15 protein-coding genes and 1 pseudogene are annotated in these 18,150 nt (G+C 60.9%); 9 read left to right on the top strand and 7 right to left on the bottom strand.

The genetic code is table 11. From position 1 onward, the window contains the following. Positions 1 to 3: 3 nt before the first annotated feature. Together LOY35_RS26770 and LOY35_RS26765 are read right to left on the bottom strand one after the other, a co-directional pair. Positions 4 to 639 (bottom strand): TetR/AcrR family transcriptional regulator, encoded by a 636-nt coding sequence (locus LOY35_RS26770; RefSeq protein WP_258629045.1) that lies wholly within the window; start codon positions 637 to 639, stop codon positions 4 to 6. Between the two features lie 218 nt (positions 640 to 857). Beyond that, positions 858 to 2,234, bottom strand: coding sequence for a glutamine synthetase family protein (locus tag LOY35_RS26765; protein ID WP_024780479.1), 1,377 nt, complete (start codon positions 2,232 to 2,234; stop codon positions 858 to 860). Positions 2,235 to 2,849: 615 nt separating this feature from the next. On the opposite strand from LOY35_RS26765, the gene LOY35_RS26760 reads away from it, so the two are divergent. From LOY35_RS26760 to LOY35_RS26730, 7 genes are all read left to right on the top strand, one after another. Next, the gene (locus LOY35_RS26760) at positions 2,850 to 4,208 is read left to right on the top strand and encodes a glutamine synthetase family protein (protein ID WP_024780478.1); all 1,359 of its coding nucleotides are present in this window, start codon (positions 2,850 to 2,852) and stop codon (positions 4,206 to 4,208) included. 59 nt (positions 4,209 to 4,267) lie between these two features. Next, positions 4,268 to 5,632, top strand: coding sequence for an aspartate aminotransferase family protein (locus LOY35_RS26755; RefSeq protein WP_258629044.1), 1,365 nt, complete (start codon positions 4,268 to 4,270; stop codon positions 5,630 to 5,632). Positions 5,633 to 5,812: 180 nt separating this feature from the next. Beyond that, a complete protein-coding gene (locus LOY35_RS26750) occupies positions 5,813 to 6,910 on the top strand; it encodes a polyamine ABC transporter substrate-binding protein (protein WP_258633742.1) in 1,098 nt (365 codons plus the stop codon). A gap of 184 nt (positions 6,911 to 7,094) precedes the next feature. Continuing rightward, entirely contained in the window at positions 7,095 to 8,192 is a 1,098-nt protein-coding gene (locus LOY35_RS26745; protein WP_258629035.1) for a polyamine ABC transporter substrate-binding protein, read from the top strand. A gap of 61 nt (positions 8,193 to 8,253) precedes the next feature. Then, positions 8,254 to 9,396, top strand: coding sequence for an ABC transporter ATP-binding protein (locus LOY35_RS26740; protein ID WP_258629032.1), 1,143 nt, complete (start codon positions 8,254 to 8,256; stop codon positions 9,394 to 9,396). Beyond that, the gene (locus tag LOY35_RS26735; RefSeq protein ID WP_258629030.1) at positions 9,393 to 10,313 is read left to right on the top strand and encodes an ABC transporter permease subunit; all 921 of its coding nucleotides are present in this window, start codon (positions 9,393 to 9,395) and stop codon (positions 10,311 to 10,313) included. The genes LOY35_RS26740 and LOY35_RS26735 overlap by 4 nt, the downstream gene beginning before the upstream one ends. Further along, positions 10,310 to 11,194: an ABC transporter permease subunit gene (locus tag LOY35_RS26730; RefSeq protein ID WP_258629028.1), complete on the top strand. Its 885-nt coding sequence runs from the start codon at positions 10,310 to 10,312 to the stop codon at positions 11,192 to 11,194. Before LOY35_RS26735 ends, LOY35_RS26730 begins: the two co-directional genes overlap by 4 nt. A gap of 171 nt (positions 11,195 to 11,365) precedes the next feature. On the opposite strand, the gene LOY35_RS26725 is transcribed toward LOY35_RS26730, so the two are convergent. Continuing rightward, positions 11,366 to 12,004, bottom strand: a complete 639-nt coding sequence (locus LOY35_RS26725) for an HD domain-containing protein (RefSeq protein ID WP_258633739.1) — start codon at positions 12,002 to 12,004, stop codon at positions 11,366 to 11,368. A gap of 192 nt (positions 12,005 to 12,196) precedes the next feature. Between LOY35_RS26725 and LOY35_RS26720 the strand changes: the two genes are divergently transcribed. Beyond that, positions 12,197 to 13,162, top strand: a complete 966-nt coding sequence (locus LOY35_RS26720; RefSeq protein ID WP_258629026.1) for a GlxA family transcriptional regulator — start codon at positions 12,197 to 12,199, stop codon at positions 13,160 to 13,162. 1 nt (position 13,163) lies between these two features. Here LOY35_RS26720 and LOY35_RS26715 read toward each other — a convergent pair whose 3' ends face one another. From LOY35_RS26715 to LOY35_RS26705, 3 genes are all read right to left on the bottom strand, one after another. Beyond that, positions 13,164 to 13,505, bottom strand: coding sequence for a carboxymuconolactone decarboxylase family protein (locus tag LOY35_RS26715; RefSeq protein WP_139640956.1), 342 nt, complete (start codon positions 13,503 to 13,505; stop codon positions 13,164 to 13,166). 105 nt (positions 13,506 to 13,610) lie between these two features. Then, positions 13,611 to 16,019 (bottom strand): penicillin acylase family protein, encoded by a 2,409-nt coding sequence (locus LOY35_RS26710; RefSeq protein WP_258629023.1) that lies wholly within the window; start codon positions 16,017 to 16,019, stop codon positions 13,611 to 13,613. Positions 16,020 to 16,028: 9 nt separating this feature from the next. Next, positions 16,029 to 16,613, bottom strand: coding sequence for a DUF6436 domain-containing protein (locus tag LOY35_RS26705; RefSeq protein ID WP_258629021.1), 585 nt, complete (start codon positions 16,611 to 16,613; stop codon positions 16,029 to 16,031). Between the two features lie 107 nt (positions 16,614 to 16,720). Between LOY35_RS26705 and LOY35_RS26700 the strand changes: the two genes are divergently transcribed. Further along, the gene (locus LOY35_RS26700) at positions 16,721 to 17,668 is read left to right on the top strand and encodes an alpha/beta hydrolase (protein WP_258629019.1); all 948 of its coding nucleotides are present in this window, start codon (positions 16,721 to 16,723) and stop codon (positions 17,666 to 17,668) included. Between the two features lie 129 nt (positions 17,669 to 17,797). Here the strand turns inward: LOY35_RS26700 and LOY35_RS26695 are convergent. Continuing rightward, a pseudogene (locus LOY35_RS26695) lies at positions 17,798 to 17,980 on the bottom strand (hypothetical protein); the annotation flags it as partial. Positions 17,981 to 18,150: the final 170 nt, after the last annotated feature.

The following is an 18,150-nucleotide window of genomic DNA, read 5'->3' as shown; positions in this document are numbered from 1 at the left end:
AGATCAGACCACGTCGCGCTTGGGCAGATACGGCGGCAGATACAACCCCAGGTATGCATCGAACACTCGCATGCCTTCTTCAGCCAGGCGCGGGGTGATCTGGCCGTGTTGTTGCACCGAGCGGGCGTAGACCCGGTCGCCCAGCTCCATGGCGAGGGCGAAGACGTCGACGTCATTGGGCAGTGTCGGCAGTTCGAAATGCCGGGCGAAGACTTTGTGCATCAGGTCACTCAGCTCGAGATCGTGCTGGCGGTCGGCCTGGGTGACTTCGGTCAGGCCATGCTGGGCCAGGATCAACTGGCGTGCAGCTGCGTCCTGGCCGTAGATCGTCAGCATGCGCTGTTCCACCAGTCGCGACAGGTCGTGCCAATGGTGCAGCGCGTCATGATCGATCGGTGCCTGGAGGCACGCGCGGAAGGCGGCGTGAACGTCGGCGGTGAGCGCTTCGAGCAGGGCCGGCACGCTGGCGAAAAAGTGATACACGGAGGAGGGCGGGATCTCGGCGCGCTCGGCCACGCTGTAGATCGACAGGCTGGCCACGCCTTCAGCCGCCAGCAGCGTGCGGGCGGCATCGAGGATCGAGTCGATCCGGGCCTGGCTGCGTGCGCGGGGTTTGCGAGGGGTGGCGGTGCGTGTCATGGGGGCTCTCCTGCAGGGCTGCGCGCATTGTACGCAGAGCAAGCCGATGATCCATACGCTTTTGTGGCGAGGGGATTTATCCCCGCTGGGCTGCGCAGCAGTCCCCAAAAAAGAAGGGCCGCTTCGCGCCCCAGCGGGGATAAATCCCCTCGCCACAACGGCCATAAAAAACGCCGCGGCCCTGAGGGCGGCGGCGTTTCTCTTTTTACCGCAACCGTTTAAACGGTATGCAGGTACCAGTTGTACTCAAGGTCGGAGATGGAGTGTTCGAACTCTTCCAGCTCGCTTTCCTTGCAGGCCACGAAGATATCGATGTACTTCGGATCGATGTACTTGGCCATGACTTCGCTGTCGTCCAGCTCGCGCAGGGCATCGCGCAGGTTGTTCGGCAGGCTTTGCTCGTTCTGCTCGTAGCTGTTGCCTTCCACCGGTGCCCCCGGCTCGATCTTGTTGACCAGGCCATGATGCACGCCCGCCAGTACGGCGGCCATCAGCAGGTACGGGTTGGCATCGGCGCCCGCCACGCGGTGCTCCAGGCGTACGGCGTCGGCGGAGCCGGTGGGTACGCGCAGGGCCACGGTGCGGTTGTCCAGGCCCCAGGTCGGCGAGTTCGGCACATAGAACTGTGCGCCGAAACGACGGTAGGAGTTCACGTTCGGGCAGAGGAACGCCATCTGCGCGGGCAGGGTCTCGAGCACACCGCCGATCGCGTGACGCAGCGCGGCGTTCTGCTCGGGATCCTCGCTGGCAAAGATATTCTTGCCATCCTTGTCCAGAATCGAAATGTGAACGTGCAGCCCATTGCCTGCCTGGCCCGGATACGGCTTGGCCATGAAGGTGGTGTCCATTTCATGGTCGTAGGCGATGTTCTTGATCAGGCGCTTGAGCAGTACCGCATAGTCGCAAGCCTTGATCGGGTCGGCCACATGGTGCAGGTTCACCTCGAACTGCGCCGGGGCACTTTCCTTGACGATGGCGTCGGCGGGAATGCCTTGCTCCTTGGCACCTTCCAGGATGTCCTGGAGGCAGTCGACGTATTCGTCCAGATCGTCGATCAGGTAGACCTGGGTCGAGTGTGGGCGTTTACCGGAGATCGGCGAGCGGGGCGGTTGTGGACGTCCATTCACGTTCTCCTGGTCGATCAGGTAGAACTCCAGCTCGAATGCCGCGCAGATGGTCAGGCCCAGTTCGTCGAACTTGGTCACGACCTGGCGCAGGACCTCACGAGGGTCGGCGAAGAACGGCTCGCCTTCCAGTTCGTGCATGGTCATCAGCAGTTGCGCGGTAGGGCGCTTCTGCCAGGGTTCGTTGGAAAGGGTGCCCGGGATTGGATAGCAGATCCGATCGGCGTCGCCGATGTCCAGGCCCAGGCCGGTGCTTTCCACCGTCGAGCCATTGATGTCCAGGGCAAACAGGGAGGCCGGCAGGTTGATGCCTTTCTCGTAAACCTTGTGGAGGCTGGTGCGTTCGATGCGCTTGCCGCGCACCACACCATTCATATCCGCAATCAGAAGGTCAACGTACAGAACCTCAGGATGTTCCTTAAGGAACGCGTTCGCTTCGTTAAGCTGAACGGCACGCGGGGGTACCGACATGATGCAACACCTTTGTTGTTAAAAATATCAATCATTGATCTCTTCGAAAGCCAGTCAACCCGAACGGCATGCCGAAGTCAAGCAGGGCCTTTTTTGCCCTAAAAAAGCACCTGGGGGGCTTTTTTGAGGCAGTTTGGGGCGCTTTTTTCCCTTTGAGGGACTTGGCGCCCGCAAGCTTGAGCGGGCCGTGTTGTATTTTTTACGGGGGTGTTGTGTAAAAAAATGAACAAGGCTAAGCTCGATTCAACCCATAACAGCAATAATACCGGGGTGCTTCATGTCTCGCCTGCCGTACCAACGGCCTCACCAACTGTTCCAGCAGATCGGTTGGCATGCTCGTCGCAATGCTCATCGCATCAGTGGCGACACCCGCTCCCCGGCCACGACGAGGGCCACCAGGCGCTTGCCCATGCTGATGTCGCTCCCGGCGGATCAGTCGTCATCATCGTCCAATATTCTGGACGCTCTGGACGAATTTCTCTTTAGCGGCTCTCCTTCAACTTTAGAATCTTTTTCCGGCCGATGGTCGGGCAAGGGCTACACAACGCGACGCCGATGCGTCAAACAACGCCTGGCTACTGAAAGCAGCCAGGAAACTCACGCCTAGAGGCATTTATGAGTAACAACCTCGACCAGCTCACCGATTGGTTGAAAAACCATAAGATCACAGAAGTCGAATGTATGATTGGCGACCTGACCGGCATCACCCGGGGCAAGATCTCGCCGACCAACAAGTTCATTGCCGAAAAAGGCATGCGCCTGCCCGAGAGCGTCCTGCTCCAGACCGTTACGGGCGACTATGTCGAAGACGACATCTATTACGAACTGCTCGACCCTGCCGACATCGACATGATGTGCCGCCCGGACGAAAACGCAGTGTTCCTCGTGCCCTGGGCCATCGAGCCCACCGCCCAGGTGATCCACGACTCCTACGACAAACAGGGCAACCCCATCGAGCTGTCGCCACGCAACGTGCTCAAGAAGGTGCTCAAGCTCTATGCCGACAAGGGCTGGCAGCCGATTGTCGCGCCGGAAATGGAGTTCTACCTGACCAAGCGCAGCGACGACCCGGACTTCCCACTACAACCGCCCGTGGGCCGTTCCGGTCGCCCGGAAACCGGACGCCAGTCGTTCTCCATTGAAGCGGCCAACGAATTCGACCCGTTGTTCGAAGACGTCTACGACTGGTGCGAATTGCAAGAGCTGGACCTCGATACCCTGATCCACGAGGACGGCACGGCACAGATGGAAATCAATTTCCGTCACGGCGACGCGCTGTCCCTGGCCGACCAGATCCTCGTCTTCAAGCGCACCATGCGCGAGGCGGCGCTCAAGCACAACGTAGCCGCTACCTTCATGGCCAAGCCCATGACCGGCGAGCCCGGCAGTGCGATGCACCTGCACCAGAGCATCATCGACAAGGAAACCGGCAAGAACGTCTTCTCCAATGAAGACGGGACCATGAGCGAGCTGTTTCTGCACCACATCGGTGGCCTGCAGAAATTCATTCCCGAGCTGCTGCCGCTGTTCGCTCCCAACGTCAACTCGTTCCGCCGCTTCCTGCCGGACACGTCGGCGCCGGTGAATGTGGAGTGGGGTGAAGAGAACCGTACCGTGGGCCTGCGGGTGCCGGATGCCGGGCCGCAGAACCGTCGGGTGGAAAACCGCTTGCCGGGTGCCGACGCCAACCCGTACCTGGCGATTGCCGCCAGCCTGTTGTGCGGCTTCATCGGCATGGTCGAAGGCATCAACCCGAGCGCGCCGGTGGTGGGTCGCGGGTACGAGCGACGCAACCTGCGCTTGCCGCTGACCATTGAAGACGCCCTGGAACGCATGGAAAACAGCAGCACCATCGAGAAATACCTGGGCAAGAAATTCATCACGGGCTACGTCGCGGTCAAGCGGGCCGAGCATGAAAACTTCAAGCGCGTCATCAGTTCGTGGGAGCGGGAATTCCTGCTCTTTGCCGTCTGAGGCGCCGGGCGGGGTTGCCTCAGGCAGCCTCGCCCCCACCGATATAAAGGAGAATTCGCATGACCCGCAACAATCCGCAAACCCGTGAATGGCAGGCCCTGAGCAGCGATCATCACTTGGCCCCGTTCAGCGATTTCAAGCAGCTCAAAGAGAAAGGCCCGCGCATCATCACCCACGCCAAGGGCGTCTATCTCTGGGACAGTGAAGGCAATAAGATTCTCGATGGCATGGCCGGCCTCTGGTGCGTGGCCGTTGGTTACGGCCGCGATGAGCTGGCCGATGCCGCCAGCCAGCAGATGCGCGAGTTGCCGTACTACAACCTGTTCTTCCAGACCGCCCACCCGCCGGCGCTGGAGTTGTCCAAGGCTATCGCCGACATTGCTCCTGAAGGCATGAACCATGTGTTCTTCACCGGCTCCGGCTCCGAAGGCAACGACACCATGCTGCGCATGGTCCGCCACTATTGGGCGATCAAGGGCCAGCCGAACAAGAAAGTCATCATCAGCCGCAAGAACGGTTATCACGGTTCCACCGTGGCCGGCGCGAGCCTGGGTGGCATGACTTATATGCACGAGCAGGGCGACCTGCCGATCCCGGGCATCGTCCACATCGCCCAGCCTTACTGGTATGGCGAAGGCGGCAACATGAGCCCCGAGGAATTCGGCGTATGGGCGGCCAATCAACTGGAAGAGAAGATCCTGGAGATCGGCGTGGACAACGTCGGCGCCTTCATCGCCGAACCGATCCAGGGCGCGGGTGGTGTGATCGTGCCACCGGACAGCTACTGGCCACGCATGAAGGAGATTCTTGCCAAGTACGACATCCTGTTCGTGGCCGACGAAGTGATCTGTGGCTTCGGCCGCACCGGTGAGTGGTTCGGTAGCGACTTCTACGGGTTGAAGCCACACCTGATGACCATCGCCAAGGGGCTGACCTCCGGCTACATCCCCATGGGTGGCCTGATCGTGCGTGACGACGTGGTCGAGGTGCTCAACGAGGGCGGCGACTTCAACCATGGTTTCACCTACTCCGGTCACCCGGTGGCCGCCGCGGTGGCGCTGGAAAACATCCGCATCCTGCGTGAAGAAAAGATTATCGAGCGGGTCCACAGCGAAACGGCACCCTATTTGCAGAAACGCCTGAGGGAACTGAACGACCACCCACTGGTGGGTGAAGTGCGCGGTGTCGGTCTGCTGGGAGCGATCGAACTGGTCCGGGACAAGGCCACGCGCCAGCGCTACGAAGGCAAGGGCGTGGGCATGATCTGCCGGCAGTTCTGCTTCGATAACGGGCTGATCATGCGTGCCGTGGGCGACACCATGATCATTGCGCCGCCGCTGGTGATCAGCAAGGCCGAGGTGGATGAACTGGTGACCAAGGCGCGGCAGTGCCTGGACCTGACCCTCAGTGCGTTGCAAGGCTAAGTGCTAGGCTCTGTGCGAGGCGCTTTCAAGGGCCTCGCACAGTCTGAACAAAAGGTTGGGCTTGTGTTGAAAGCCTGCCCTGTAACTTGCCAGACTACCGTTGTTCAAGTTGCCCGCGAGCCGGCTACTGAACTGTGGCTAAAAAGAATAACTGGAGCATCATCCATGAAGGCAATAGGTATGAAGATAGCTGGCAAGACCCTCCTCGCCATGTCCCTGATGGGCGTGATGGCGAGTGCCGTTCAGGCGGACGATAAAGTGCTGCATGTCTATAACTGGTCCGACTACATCGCACCGGACACGGTCGCCAAGTTCGAGAAAGAGTCGGGGATCAAAGTGGTCTACGACGTGTTCGACAGCAACGAAACCCTGGAGGCCAAGTTGCTCGCCGGCAAGTCGGGCTACGACATCGTGGTGCCGTCGAACAACTTCCTGGCCAAGCAGATCAAGGCCGGCGTCTACCAGCCGCTGGACAAGTCCAAGTTGCCGAACTGGAAAAACCTCGACACCGACCTGCTCAAGGCCGTGGGCGATGCCAGCGACAAGGGCAACCAGCATGCCTTCCCTTATATGTGGGGCACCATCGGTATCGGCTATAACCCCGAGAAGGTCAAGGCTGCCCTGGGCGTCGACAAGATCGACTCGTGGGACACCCTGCTCAAGCCGGAAAACATCGCCAAGCTCAAGGGCTGCGGCGTGAGCTTCCTCGATTCGCCGACCGAAATGATCCCGGTGGCATTGCACTACCTGGGCTACCCGACCGACAGCCAGGACAAGAAACAACTGGCTGACGCCGAGGCGCTGTTCCTCAAGGTCCGTCCTTCGGTCAGCTATTTCCATTCATCCAAGTACATCTCTGACCTGGCCAACGGCAACATCTGCGTGGCCGTGGGTTACTCGGGTGATATCGAGCAGTCCAAGTCCCGTGCTGCCGAAGCGGGCGGCAAGGTCAAGGTGGCCTACGCCATTCCGAAAGAAGGCGCCGGCTCGTTCTACGACATGGTCGCTATTCCAAAGGATGCCGAGAACGTCGAGGCTGCCTACAAGTACATGAACTTCCTGATGAAGCCGGAAATCATGGCCGAAATCACCGACAACGTGCGCTTCCCGAACGGCAACAAGGCGGCTACGGCGTTGGTGGACAAGGAAATCTCCGGTGACCCGAACATCTATCCGTCGGACGAAGTGAAAGCCAAGCTCTACGCGATCAGCGACTTGCCGCCGGCCACCCAACGGCTTATGACCCGCAGCTGGACCAAGATCAAATCCGGTAAATAAACCGGTCTGAAGCATTTTCCTGTTGTCGCCATCATCGCGGCGGCGGCAACAGGAGCAATTAAATAACTAAAACTTTTGCTGGATCGGTTTATCGAGGGTAAGTTGCGCGCCGGTTTTGTTGCAGGGCTCATCGTGGCCAGGTAACGGGGGCAACTTGAGCCCGACTATTTAAGAGGACCTCCACGTGCCAGTCTTTTCTTTGTTACGCAACGCCTTGCTGGTTGGTGCAGGCCTGACGCTCGCGGTCAGCGTCCAGGCTGCCTCCACCGTGCATATTTATAACTGGTCGGACTATATCGGCGAGACCACTCTGGCGGATTTCGAAAAAGCCACCGGGATTCAGCCGGTCTACGACGTGTTCGACTCCAATGAAACCCTGGAGGGCAAGTTGCTGGCCGGTCATACCGGTTACGACGTGGTCGTGCCGTCGAACCATTTTCTGGGCAAGCAGATCAAGGCCGGGGCCTTCCAGAAGCTCGACAAGGCCCAGTTGCCCAACTACGCCAATCTCGATCCGGCGCTGCTCAAGCGCCTTGAACGTAACGATCCGGGCAACCAGTACGCCGTGCCGTACCTGTGGGGCACCAACGGTATCGGCTACAACGTCGAGAAGATCAAGGCGGTCCTGGGGGTCGACAAGATCGATTCGTGGGCCATGCTGTTCGAGCCGGAGAACATCAAGAAGCTCTCCAGTTGCGGCGTCTCGTTCCTTGATTCAGGTGACGAGATGATCCCGGCGATGCTCAATTACCTGGGGCTGAACCCCAACAGCGAAAACCCCGAAGACTACAAGAAGGCCGAGGCCCAGCTCCTCAAGATCCGGCCTTACGTGACCTACTTCAACTCCTCCAAGTACATCTCCGATCTGGCTAATGGCGAGATCTGCGTGGCGGCCGGCTTCTCCGGCGACATCTTCCAGGCCCGTGAGCGTGCCAGCGAGGCCGGCAAGGGCGTCGACATCGCCTACGTGATCCCCAAGGAAGGCGGCAACCTCTGGTTCGACATGCTGGCGATCCCCCGTGACGCCACCAACGTCAAGCAAGCCCATGCGTTCATCAACTATTTGCTCAAGCCTGAGGTTATCGCCCAGGTCAGCGACACCGTCGGTTATGCCAACCCGAACCCAAAGGCTGGCGAACTGATGGATCAGAAGGTCCGTACCGACGAAGCGGTTTACCCACCGCAAGCAGTCGTCGACAAGCTCTACGTCAACTCCGAGTTGCCGCGCAAGATCCAACGACTGATGACCCGCAGCTGGACCAAGGTCAAGTCGGGTAAATAACTGCTCAAAACCAAGGTTCGTCCGTATGGGGCGAGCTGTAAATTCTGTGGGAGTTTCGTAAATGGCTGTTGCCTCCGGCGCCTATAAGAAAGCCCTCGAGGGCGACCAGACACCCAAGCAGGTGCTGGTCAAAATCGACCGGGTCACGAAGAAGTTCGACGAGACGATTGCCGTGGACGATGTGTCCCTGGAAATCAAGAAAGGCGAGATCTTCGCCTTGCTCGGCGGTTCGGGTTCGGGCAAATCCACCTTGCTGCGCATGCTTGCCGGCTTCGAGCGGCCCACGGAGGGGCGTATTTTCCTCGACGGTGAGGACATCACCGACATGCCGCCCTATGAGCGGCCGATCAACATGATGTTCCAGTCCTACGCCTTGTTCCCGCACATGACCGTGGCGCAGAACATCGCCTTCGGTCTGCAGCAGGACAGGATCCCCAAGGCCGACATCGATGCTCGCGTGGCCGACATGCTCAAGCTGGTACAGATGAGCCAGTACGCCAAGCGCAAGCCGCACCAGCTCTCCGGCGGCCAGCGTCAGCGCGTGGCCCTGGCCCGTTCCCTGGCCAAGCGTCCGAAGCTGTTGCTGCTCGACGAACCGATGGGGGCTCTGGACAAGAAGCTGCGCTCGCAAATGCAGCTTGAGCTGGTCGAGATTATTGAGCGGGTCGGCGTGACCTGCGTCATGGTGACCCACGACCAGGAAGAGGCCATGACCATGGCCGAACGTATCGCGATCATGCACCTGGGCTGGATCGCCCAGATCGGCAGCCCGATCGACATCTACGAAACCCCCACCAGCCGCCTGGTCTGCGAGTTCATCGGCAACGTCAACATCTTCGAAACCGAAGTGGTGGACGACGCCGAAGGCCACGCGGTGCTGACCTGCAAGGATCTGGACCGCAACATCTACGTGGGCCACGGCATCAGCACTTCGGTGCAGGACAAGTCGGTAACGTACGCGATTCGCCCGGAAAAACTGCTGGTGACTGTCGAGCAGCCGACCTGCGAGCACAACTGGTCCAGCGGCAAGGTCCATGACATCGCCTACCTGGGCGGGCACTCGGTGTTCTACGTCGAGCTGCCGAGCGGCAAGCTGGTGCAGTCCTTCGTCGCCAACGCCGAGCGCCGTGGCCAGCGGCCCACCTGGGGCGACCAGGTGTTCGTCTGGTGGGAAGACGACAGTGGCGTGGTGCTTCGCTCATGAACATGCGCAAATTCAAACGCCGACTTGATCGAATAACGCCCGGTGGCCGTCAACTGGTCATCGGGGTGCCCTTCCTCTGGCTGTTCCTGTTCTTCATGTTGCCGTTCTTCATCGTCCTGAAGATCAGCTTCGCCGAAGCCGATGTGGCCATTCCGCCGTACACCGAGATTTACAGCTACGTCGACCAGAAGCTGCAGCTGCTGCTCAACTTCGCCAACTACGCGATGCTCAGCGAGGATGAGCTGTACATCGCCGCCTACCTGGGCTCGTTGAAAATGGCCCTGATCAGCACCGTGTTGTGCCTGCTGATCGGCTATCCGATGGCCTATGCCATCGCCAATGCCCGCAAAGAGATGCAGACGGTGCTGGTGCTGCTGATCATGATGCCGACCTGGACCGCGATCCTGATCCGCGTCTACGCGTGGATGGGCATCCTCAGCAACAACGGCCTGCTCAATGGCTTCCTGATGAGCATGGGCTGGATCAGCGAACCGCTGCAGATTCTCAACACCAACCTGGCGGTCTATATCGGCGTGGTCTATTCGTACCTGCCGTTCATGATCCTGCCGCTGTTCGCCAACCTGGTCAAACATGACCCCAGCCTGTTGGAGGCGGCCTCCGACCTGGGTTCGAGCACCTTCAACAGTTTCTGGAAAATCACCGTGCCGCTGTCCAAGAACGGCATCATCGCCGGCTGCATGCTGGTGTTCATTCCAGTGGTGGGCGAGTTCGTGATTCCGGAACTGCTGGGCGGCCCGGAAACCCTGATGATCGGTAAAGTGCTGTGGCAGGAATTCTTCAATAACCGTGACTGGCCGGTGGCGTCCGCTCTGGCGGTGGTGATGCTGGCGATCCTGATCGTGCCGATCATTCTGTTCAACCGTAGTCAGGCCAAGGAAATGGAGGGCAAGGAATGAAGCGCTTCAGTTTTTCAAGCCTGATGCTGGTGCTGGGATTGCTGTTCATCTACGCGCCGATGCTGATCCTGGTGATCTACTCGTTCAACGCCTCGAGACTGGTGACGGTGTGGGGAGGCTGGTCGGTCAAGTGGTACGTCGGCCTGCTGGACAACACCCAGTTGATGGGCTCGGTGGTGCGCTCGCTGGAAATTGCCTGCTACACGGCGGTCGCCGCGGTGGCCCTGGGTACGTTGGCGGCCTTTGTGCTGACCCGCATCACCCGTTTCAAGGGGCGCACGCTGTTTGGCGGGCTGGTCACCGCGCCACTGGTGATGCCGGAAGTGATCACCGGTCTGTCGCTGTTGCTGCTGTTCGTGGCCATGGCGCAGATGATCGGCTGGCCCCAGGAGCGTGGCATCGTCACGATCTGGATTGCCCACACCACGTTCTGCGCGGCCTATGTGGCGGTGGTGGTCTCGTCACGCTTGCGTGAGCTGGACCTGTCCATCGAAGAGGCGGCCATGGACCTCGGTGCGCGGCCGTGGAAGGTGTTCATCCTGATCACCATCCCGATGATCGCGCCATCGCTGGCGGCGGGGGGCATGATGTCGTTCGCGTTGTCCCTGGATGACCTGGTACTGGCGAGCTTCGTGTCGGGCCCGGGTTCGACGACCTTGCCGATGGAAGTGTTCTCGGCGGTGCGCCTGGGCGTGAAGCCGGAGATCAACGCCGTGGCGAGCCTGATTCTGTTGGTGGTGTCGCTGGTCACCTTCCTGGTCTGGTACTTCAGCCGTCGCGCTGAAGAAAACCGCAAGCGGGCCATCCAGCTAGCCATCGAGGAAAGCGCCGCCGATTCCTGGAAGCAGCCTGAAGTACGCCGGGCGGCTGAGCCAGTCTAATCGCACGCAGGCCATGTGGGAGCGAGCCTGCTCGCGAAGGCGGTGTGACAGTCGACGAAGATGTCGATTGTCCATCCGTCATCGCGAGCAGGCTCGCTCCCACAGGTTTTGCGTTGCCCGTTGCATCCCCGATCCGCTATGTGGGAGCGAGCTTGCTGGCTCCCACAGGGGTCATGAGTTCCAGGGGGATGTGCGGATGATGTCCACAAAGTTCATCGGCTTGAACCCCGGCTCCTGGTCTACCAGGACATCGGTCTTCACATTGCCGAAGGTAGTCTGCGGGCGATGCCGCAAGCCGCTGGCGAATGCGCAGATGATGCACTCCTTGAACCCCTCCCCACGTGGGTGGGCGTGCACCACGGCTTCACGCTGCGCTGCCGGGAAGGCGGCATAGTCCATGCCCAGTACATCCATCTCCACCCCGGCGGTCACCAGGGCGACGGTGGGACGCAAGTGTTTCGGTATGCCCGGCGTGGTATGCAGGGCGATGGACAGCCACACCTGTTCGATATCGTCATCGCTCAGCCCATAGGGTTTGAGAAACGCTGCGGCAGCATTTGCGCCGTCCACTTCAAAGCGTTCATCGTCGCTGCGATGGCCTTCCACCAGGCCTATGTCATGGAACATCGCACCGACGTACAGCAGCTCCGGGTCGCAGGCCAGTTGCCGACGCTGGCCGCTCAAGGCTCCGAACAGAAACACCCGGCGGGAGTGGTGGTACAGCAGATCGGATTCAACGTCGCGGATGTATTCGGTGGTGGCGCGGGCAAGGGCGCTGTCGGGGATCTTGACGCCGGCGATGCTGTTCATGCTGCTCTCCTCTTGACGATGCGCCAGGGCGGCGCCGAAGGCACAAGTCTGGTCGCCGGGATGCGGGGCAACAATCTTCTCGTGGCTGCGATCCATGCCAATGAACCTCGGTTTCGTGCCAAGTGGCGTCCTGCTGATGGATTGGCTAGCGTAGGCTGTGATCCCGTTCAGCTCGAAGGCAAGCAGGCACCCATGGAAAAAACGGTTGCGATCGTGGTGTTCGCTGGCGTCCAGTCGCTGGACGTGAGCGGGCCCATGGACGTGTTCTGCGAGGCCAATCGGTTCCTGGCCCCGGAGGATCACTATCGGCTTGAGGTCATTGGGATCGAGCCGGGAGCAGTTCCCTGTTCCAACGGTTTGTCCCTGAATGCCCATCGTCAATTCAGTGAAGCTACACAGGCATACGACCTGCTGTTGGTGGCGGGCGGGCCGCATTTGCCGTTCATGGATTTCGGCGCGACGTTCGATGCCTGGTTGCGTGAGGCCTGTGGGCGGGCGCGGCGCTTTGGCTCGATCTGCAACGGCGCCTTCATGCTCGCCCGGGCCGGGTTGCTGGCGGGGCGGACCGTCACCACCCATTGGGGCGATGCCGGGGCGCTGGCGCAGTTGTGTCCTTCGACCCGGGTCGAAGCGGATCGCCTGTACGTGCAGGACGGCGTGCTCTATACCTCGGCCGGGGTCACCGCCGGGATCGACTTGTCGTTGTTCCTGCTGGCGCAGGATCATGGGGCGGACGTGGCTCTGAGCGTAGCCAAGCGGCTGGTGGTATTTACCCAGCGTTCAGGCGGGCAATCGCAGTTCAGTCCTTTTCTGGTGCCCCATGCCGCGCCGACGTCCGCCGTGGCTCAGGTCCAGACCTATGTGCTGGCAAACCTGAACGGTGACTTGGGCCTCGCCGATCTGGCCAAGGCCGCGAACATGAGCCAGCGCAATTTTTCCCGGGTATTCACTCGGGAAGCCAAGGTCACCCCGGCGGAGTTCGTCGAACGGGCCCGGGTAGACGCCGCGCGCGTAATGCTGGAAAGCACCCGGGCCCCGCTCAAGACCGTGGCTTGGCAATGCGGCTTTCGCGACGCCCAGCACATGCGCAACGTCTTCAATCGCAGGCTGGGGGTGACGCCGCAGCAGTTCAGGCTCAATTTCGCGGCAATTGTGTAGTTCATTTCTTCAGCGTGTCATGCGCCTCCAGCGCCCGTAGCGAGTAGATGTAGGCCGCGCCGGCATTCAGTGACACAGCGGTGGCCAGGGTTGCGGCGATTTCTTCGCGGGTGGCGCCGGCCTTGATGGCGGCGTCGGTGTGTACGCCGATGCAACCGTCGCAGCGGGTCGTGATCGCCACGGCGATGGAAATCAGCTCCCGGGTCTTGGCATCGAGCACGTCGTTCTCGGCCGCGGCTTCATCCAGGGCCATGTAGGCCTTGACCATTTTCGGGTTGCTCTTGCCCAGGGCACCAAAGGCGCTCTTGATGGTGGGCAGCAGTTCGGACCAGTTATTGAACATCGCAGTGACTCCATTGGGGGATGGACGCAGGGGGAACCCCTGTAGTCTTGACCAACAATGACCATCAAGCCTGTCGGTGACGAAAAAAAGTGAATGCCGTCCGGCTCAGGGCGCTGTCCTGGCCGGCAACAGCTTCAGGGTGTCATGGGTGTTGGCGGTCACTTCTTCCTCGGCCAGGTGCGCCTGGTGAAACAAGCCCTCGATGTAGGCGTCGGCCTGATCGGCGTAATACTTGTCGAACGGCACGCCACTCTGGCCGACCGGGTTGATGGTGACGCTGTGGGTCGGGTCTGCGAAATCGATGATGCGGCGGGTGGATGGGCCGTAGGTGACCGGCCAGGGTGCCGGGCCGATCCTGGCGGAGAGGTTGTTGGGCACTTCATGGGTACCGGGTGCGGCGAATGGGCCGACGTTGAAGATCCGGTCCAAGGGCTTTTGCATGCCCAGTGGGTGCCCGTGGGTGAGGGTATGGGCATTGCCCCATTGCCATTGCGTGGCATCGTCACCGAAGGTGGCCTTCAGGTGCGCCAGGCTCTTGCTCCAGGCCGTCTTTACGATGTCGGCACGGGTTTCCTTGCCCAGGGTCGTGCGATCGTCCCACCAGGGCGAATCCGCCGAGGCGGTCAGACGCGGTAGCGCGGCGTCGATCACTCGGGTCGACAGCGCGGTGTCGAAAAAGCCATCCCCCAGTTCATCGCGCAGGGCGGCATCAGCCAGATTGAACAGGAACTGGTTGAACAGCGTGGCGCTGACTGAATCCAGCGGGTAATCGCCCTGCCATTGCGCCAATTGCTCCACCCACTTGCGTTCCTGCGGGTCGCTGACCACGCTCCTCAACACCGGCAGCAAAGGTGCCAGCAAGCGCGGGCCATAGCCGGTGGTGGTCCCCAGTTGCAGCTTGCGGGTGGTTTCGATGTCCCACTTGGCCTGTTTGTCGCTGAGCTGGAGGTTGAGTTGCTGCCCACGGTCGGCGAGGTTGTAGTAGCCCGGAATCTCGATACCGCCGGGTGAAACCGGCTGGAAATTCGCCGACACGATATAGCCGCGGGCCGGGTTCTCCTCCTGGGGATTGTTGCTGAAGGGGTAGAAGCCTTCCTTCTCCGCCTCCGGGCTGCTGCCGTCGAGCAGGAAGCCAGGTTTCACCCCCGCCGGCCGCTTGGGCAGTTGGGCGGCGGCCCACCAGCCGATATCGCCCTTGGCATTGGCCCAGACGACATTCAACCCCGGTGCATGGATCTTGGCTGACGCTCCCCGCGCCTTGGCCAGTGTGTCGGCACGGTTGAGTTGGTAGAAGGCCTCGAGGATCGGATTGCGGCTTTCCAGGAAACCCCACCACATGGCAATCGGCGTGTGGCCGGCATTGGCGCCGAGTAAATCGTTGACGATCGGGCCGTGGGGCGACTGGCGCAGCACCAGCGTCACCGGCGCCTGGCCTTTTACCGCGATCTGCTGTTCGCTGCGGGTCATGTCCACCCACCGGTCGCGATACCAGACCTGTTCGGGATTGTCCGGGTTGATCTTCTCGGCAATCAGGTCCAGGTCGTCGTTCTGGAACATGGTGACGCTCCAGCCAAAATCCTTGTTCATGCCCAGCGTCGCAAACGGCAACAATGCCTGGTAGTGCCCGTAGAGTTCGAAGCCCGGCGCCGAAAGGTGGGCCTCGTACCACACCGAGGGAGCGGAAAAGCGAATGTGCGGGTCTCCCGCCAGCAAAGGTTTGCCACTGCGGGTATGGCTGCCGGCAACGGCCCAGGCGTTGCTGCCTTCGAATTGGGGCAAGCCGCTTCCGACCAGGGCCTGTTCGCTCAAGCGGGCCAGGGCATCGAGCCCTTTCCAGTCGGCATCGGCCAGGGGCAGGGCGGTTCTGCGGTGTTCGCCCAGCGCACCCTTGGGCTGCCAGTCGAGGTCGAAAATATTCAGGTAGTCGGTGCCCAGTTGATCGCGCACGTAGGTCAGCAGTGGTTCGGTACGAAAGGCGGCGGCGAAGCTGTAGGCCATGTAGCCGGTGATGCTCACCGTGTCTTCGGCGGTGAACGGGCGCTTGGGGATGCCCAGGACATCGAACTCCACCGGCCGGGCGTGGCTGTCCTGATAGCGGTTGATGCCGTCGAGATACGCCTGCATCGCAATCCAGGCCGGGGATTGCGGGTCCTGTTCCGCCACGTAGCGGGCGGCGCGCTCGCGGATACGCAGGCTGCGCATCAGCTTATCGGTGTCGAGCAGCTTCGGCCCCAGCACCTCGGCGAGCTCGCCCCGGGCAAGGCGGCGCATGACCTCCATCTGAAACAATCGGTCCTGGGCATGGACATACCCGAGCGCACGGTACAGGTCGGTTTCGTTCTCGGCGCGGATATGGGGCACGCCGCGCTCGTCGTAACGCACGGTCACCGAGCCTTGCAGCCCCTGCAACTGCACGGTGCCCTGGCGGGTGGGCTGCTTGCTGTAGAGGTAGCCGCCGGCGACGATAATGGCGGTGACGACCAACGACAGAAATGCAATGAGGCTGCGTTTCATGGTGTTCCCTTATTCGGATGATGCGTCCTTGCCCCATGGACAATAACAGCCCACCGCCATCGTGTGGGTTGCATTGACGGCGCGCCCCACGTTCAAGGCCTCGAGAATCGGCTCGATGAAGCTGTTGCTCGAATTGCAGGTCAAGCCTTCGCTGTAGGGACCGAAGTAGGCCAGTTCGCCGGTGCGATTCCAGATCGCTACGGCCGGGCTGGCGGGAATCTGCTCCGAGCCGGGCAATGCCGGAAGCGGCTTGAGGCTGCTCAGCGTGGCCGGTAGCTGGCCTCGAGTGCCGCTTTTCTGTACCGCGTAGAACTCGACACCCTGCGGTGCATATTTATCGACCAGTTCGGACAGGTGCTGCTGATTGCCGACGTTGCACGGGCAGGCCGGATCCCAGAAGTGCACCAGGCGGATCGGGCCGGGCCCGGCCAGCTCGGGCGGCAGGCGCAGAGGGTCGCCGGAAAACACCGCCGTGTGCTGGCTGAAAGCTCGCAGGAAACGTCCCTGGAACCAGTCGTAGGCGACCCACAACACGGCAGCGCAGCCAAGGGCAAGCAGACCGGCAAACAGGGTTGTGCGGTGGGACGGGCGCATGGATTCATCCTCTGAAGCCGCGTAGCTTGCCATGCCTGTCGCGACAGATGAATATCGCAGGTCTACAAAGTCTGTTTCGCGCCTTGTGCATTTGCCTGGAAATATCGATGCCTGCCACTTTTGACCCCGATCACCTGCGTGCCAGCCTGCAACCGTTGGCCCAGTGGCAACCGCTGTCTGCGCAGGCGCAGGCCTACCAACGATTCTATGGTTTGGATTTTCCCCAGCGGACCTTGCGCAAGGGCCTTGGGCGTTTCGAGATCGATGGGTATGAGTTGGTCGGTCAGGTCTGGTGGCCGGAAAAAGCCGTGGCAACACTGTTTGTGTTCCACGGTTACTACGATCACATGGGGCTTTACCGGCACTTGATCGAATGGGCGCTGGAGCAACAGTTTGCGGTGATCGCCTGCGACCTGCCGGGCCATGGGTTGTCCAGCGGTGAACGCGCCAGCATCGGCGACTTTGCCGAGTACCAGGCCACGCTGCAGGGGCTGCTGGCCGAGGCCGGGAAACTGGAGCTGCCGCAGCCCTGGCACCTCTGTGGGCAAAGCACCGGCGGCGCCATCGTGGTCGATCATGTGCTCAACCAAGGCGCAAGCAGCCCGGCCCAGGGCCAGGTCATCCTGTTGTCGCCGCTGGTGCGTCCTCGGGCCTGGGGCTGGTCACGGCTGAGTTATTACCTGCTCAAGCCCTTCGTGACCGGCATCGCCCGGCGCTTCAGCGAAAACTCCACCGATCCGCAGTTCCTGCCGTTCCTGCAAGCCGACCCGTTGCAACCGCTGCGCCTGCCTACCGCCTGGGTGGGTGCATTGGGCCGGTGGATCAAGCGTATCGAAGCCGCTCCGAGCAGCCCGCGCCGGCCCTTGATCGTGCAGGGGCAGGCGGACATGACGGTGGATTGGAAACACAATCTGCAAGTGCTGCACGGCAAGTTCGACCGGCCCCAGGTGCTGATGCTGCCCGAGGGCCGGCATCACCTGGCCAATGAAGTGCTGGCGATGCGGCAGGAAATGTTCGGGTTTCTGACGAAACGGATGAGCCGGATCCGGCGGTGACTACAAAGGCCCTATCGCGAGCAGGCTCGCTCCGACAGGGTATCGAGTGAACTTGGATTCTGCGAACGCCGAAGGTCCAGTGTGGGAGCGAGCCTGCTCGCGATGGCGGAATCTCAGGCGCTGAAGTTTCTACTGCCCGAGATTCTGCCCCACCGCCAACCCCGCCCGGATCGCCGCCAGGGCCGCCTGGTAATAGGCCTGGCCCTCGGCCGATTCGGCAAACGTGGAAAACTTCTCCAGCTCGGTATCGCTCAGGTCGCGGTAGACGTACAGCAATGTGTTGCTCAGGTCCGCGTCGATCTGCTCCATCAAATTTATATGATTTTGTTTAAAGTAAGAGAAATAAATAATGTGGGGATAAATAAGGACGGCTCATGGTTTGGGCTGCCTTGAGTTCTGGTTTCAGATTTTACCTGTCGTTGAGTGGCTTGTTTTTCCAGCGAAAGTGAATGGGTCGGCTTGGTGTTAAATATTTTGGCGAG

The organism is Pseudomonas sp. B21-028 (assembly GCF_024749045.1).
Classification (GTDB): domain Bacteria; phylum Pseudomonadota; class Gammaproteobacteria; order Pseudomonadales; family Pseudomonadaceae; genus Aquipseudomonas.
This window is presented reverse-complemented; position numbering and strand designations above follow the sequence as displayed.

What these genes read in the sequence shown, in the direction of transcription:
- LOY35_RS26770 (WP_258629045.1), bottom strand. Translation starts at nt 639, where the DNA reads ATGACACGCACCGCCACCCCTCGCAAACCCCGCGCACGCAGCCAGGCC.
- LOY35_RS26765 (WP_024780479.1), bottom strand. Translation starts at nt 2,234, where the DNA reads ATGTCGGTACCCCCGCGTGCCGTTCAGCTTAACGAAGCGAACGCGTTC.
- LOY35_RS26760 (WP_024780478.1), top strand. Translation starts at nt 2,850, where the DNA reads ATGAGTAACAACCTCGACCAGCTCACCGATTGGTTGAAAAACCATAAG.
- LOY35_RS26755 (WP_258629044.1), top strand. Translation starts at nt 4,268, where the DNA reads ATGACCCGCAACAATCCGCAAACCCGTGAATGGCAGGCCCTGAGCAGC.
- LOY35_RS26750 (WP_258633742.1), top strand. Translation starts at nt 5,813, where the DNA reads ATGAAGATAGCTGGCAAGACCCTCCTCGCCATGTCCCTGATGGGCGTG.
- LOY35_RS26740 (WP_258629032.1), top strand. Translation starts at nt 8,254, where the DNA reads ATGGCTGTTGCCTCCGGCGCCTATAAGAAAGCCCTCGAGGGCGACCAG.
- LOY35_RS26735 (WP_258629030.1), top strand. Translation starts at nt 9,393, where the DNA reads ATGAACATGCGCAAATTCAAACGCCGACTTGATCGAATAACGCCCGGT.
- LOY35_RS26730 (WP_258629028.1), top strand. Translation starts at nt 10,310, where the DNA reads ATGAAGCGCTTCAGTTTTTCAAGCCTGATGCTGGTGCTGGGATTGCTG.
- LOY35_RS26725 (WP_258633739.1), bottom strand. Translation starts at nt 12,004, where the DNA reads ATGAACAGCATCGCCGGCGTCAAGATCCCCGACAGCGCCCTTGCCCGC.
- LOY35_RS26720 (WP_258629026.1), top strand. Translation starts at nt 12,197, where the DNA reads ATGGAAAAAACGGTTGCGATCGTGGTGTTCGCTGGCGTCCAGTCGCTG.
- LOY35_RS26715 (WP_139640956.1), bottom strand. Translation starts at nt 13,505, where the DNA reads ATGTTCAATAACTGGTCCGAACTGCTGCCCACCATCAAGAGCGCCTTT.
- LOY35_RS26710 (WP_258629023.1), bottom strand. Translation starts at nt 16,019, where the DNA reads ATGAAACGCAGCCTCATTGCATTTCTGTCGTTGGTCGTCACCGCCATT.
- LOY35_RS26705 (WP_258629021.1), bottom strand. Translation starts at nt 16,613, where the DNA reads ATGCGCCCGTCCCACCGCACAACCCTGTTTGCCGGTCTGCTTGCCCTT.
- LOY35_RS26700 (WP_258629019.1), top strand. Translation starts at nt 16,721, where the DNA reads ATGCCTGCCACTTTTGACCCCGATCACCTGCGTGCCAGCCTGCAACCG.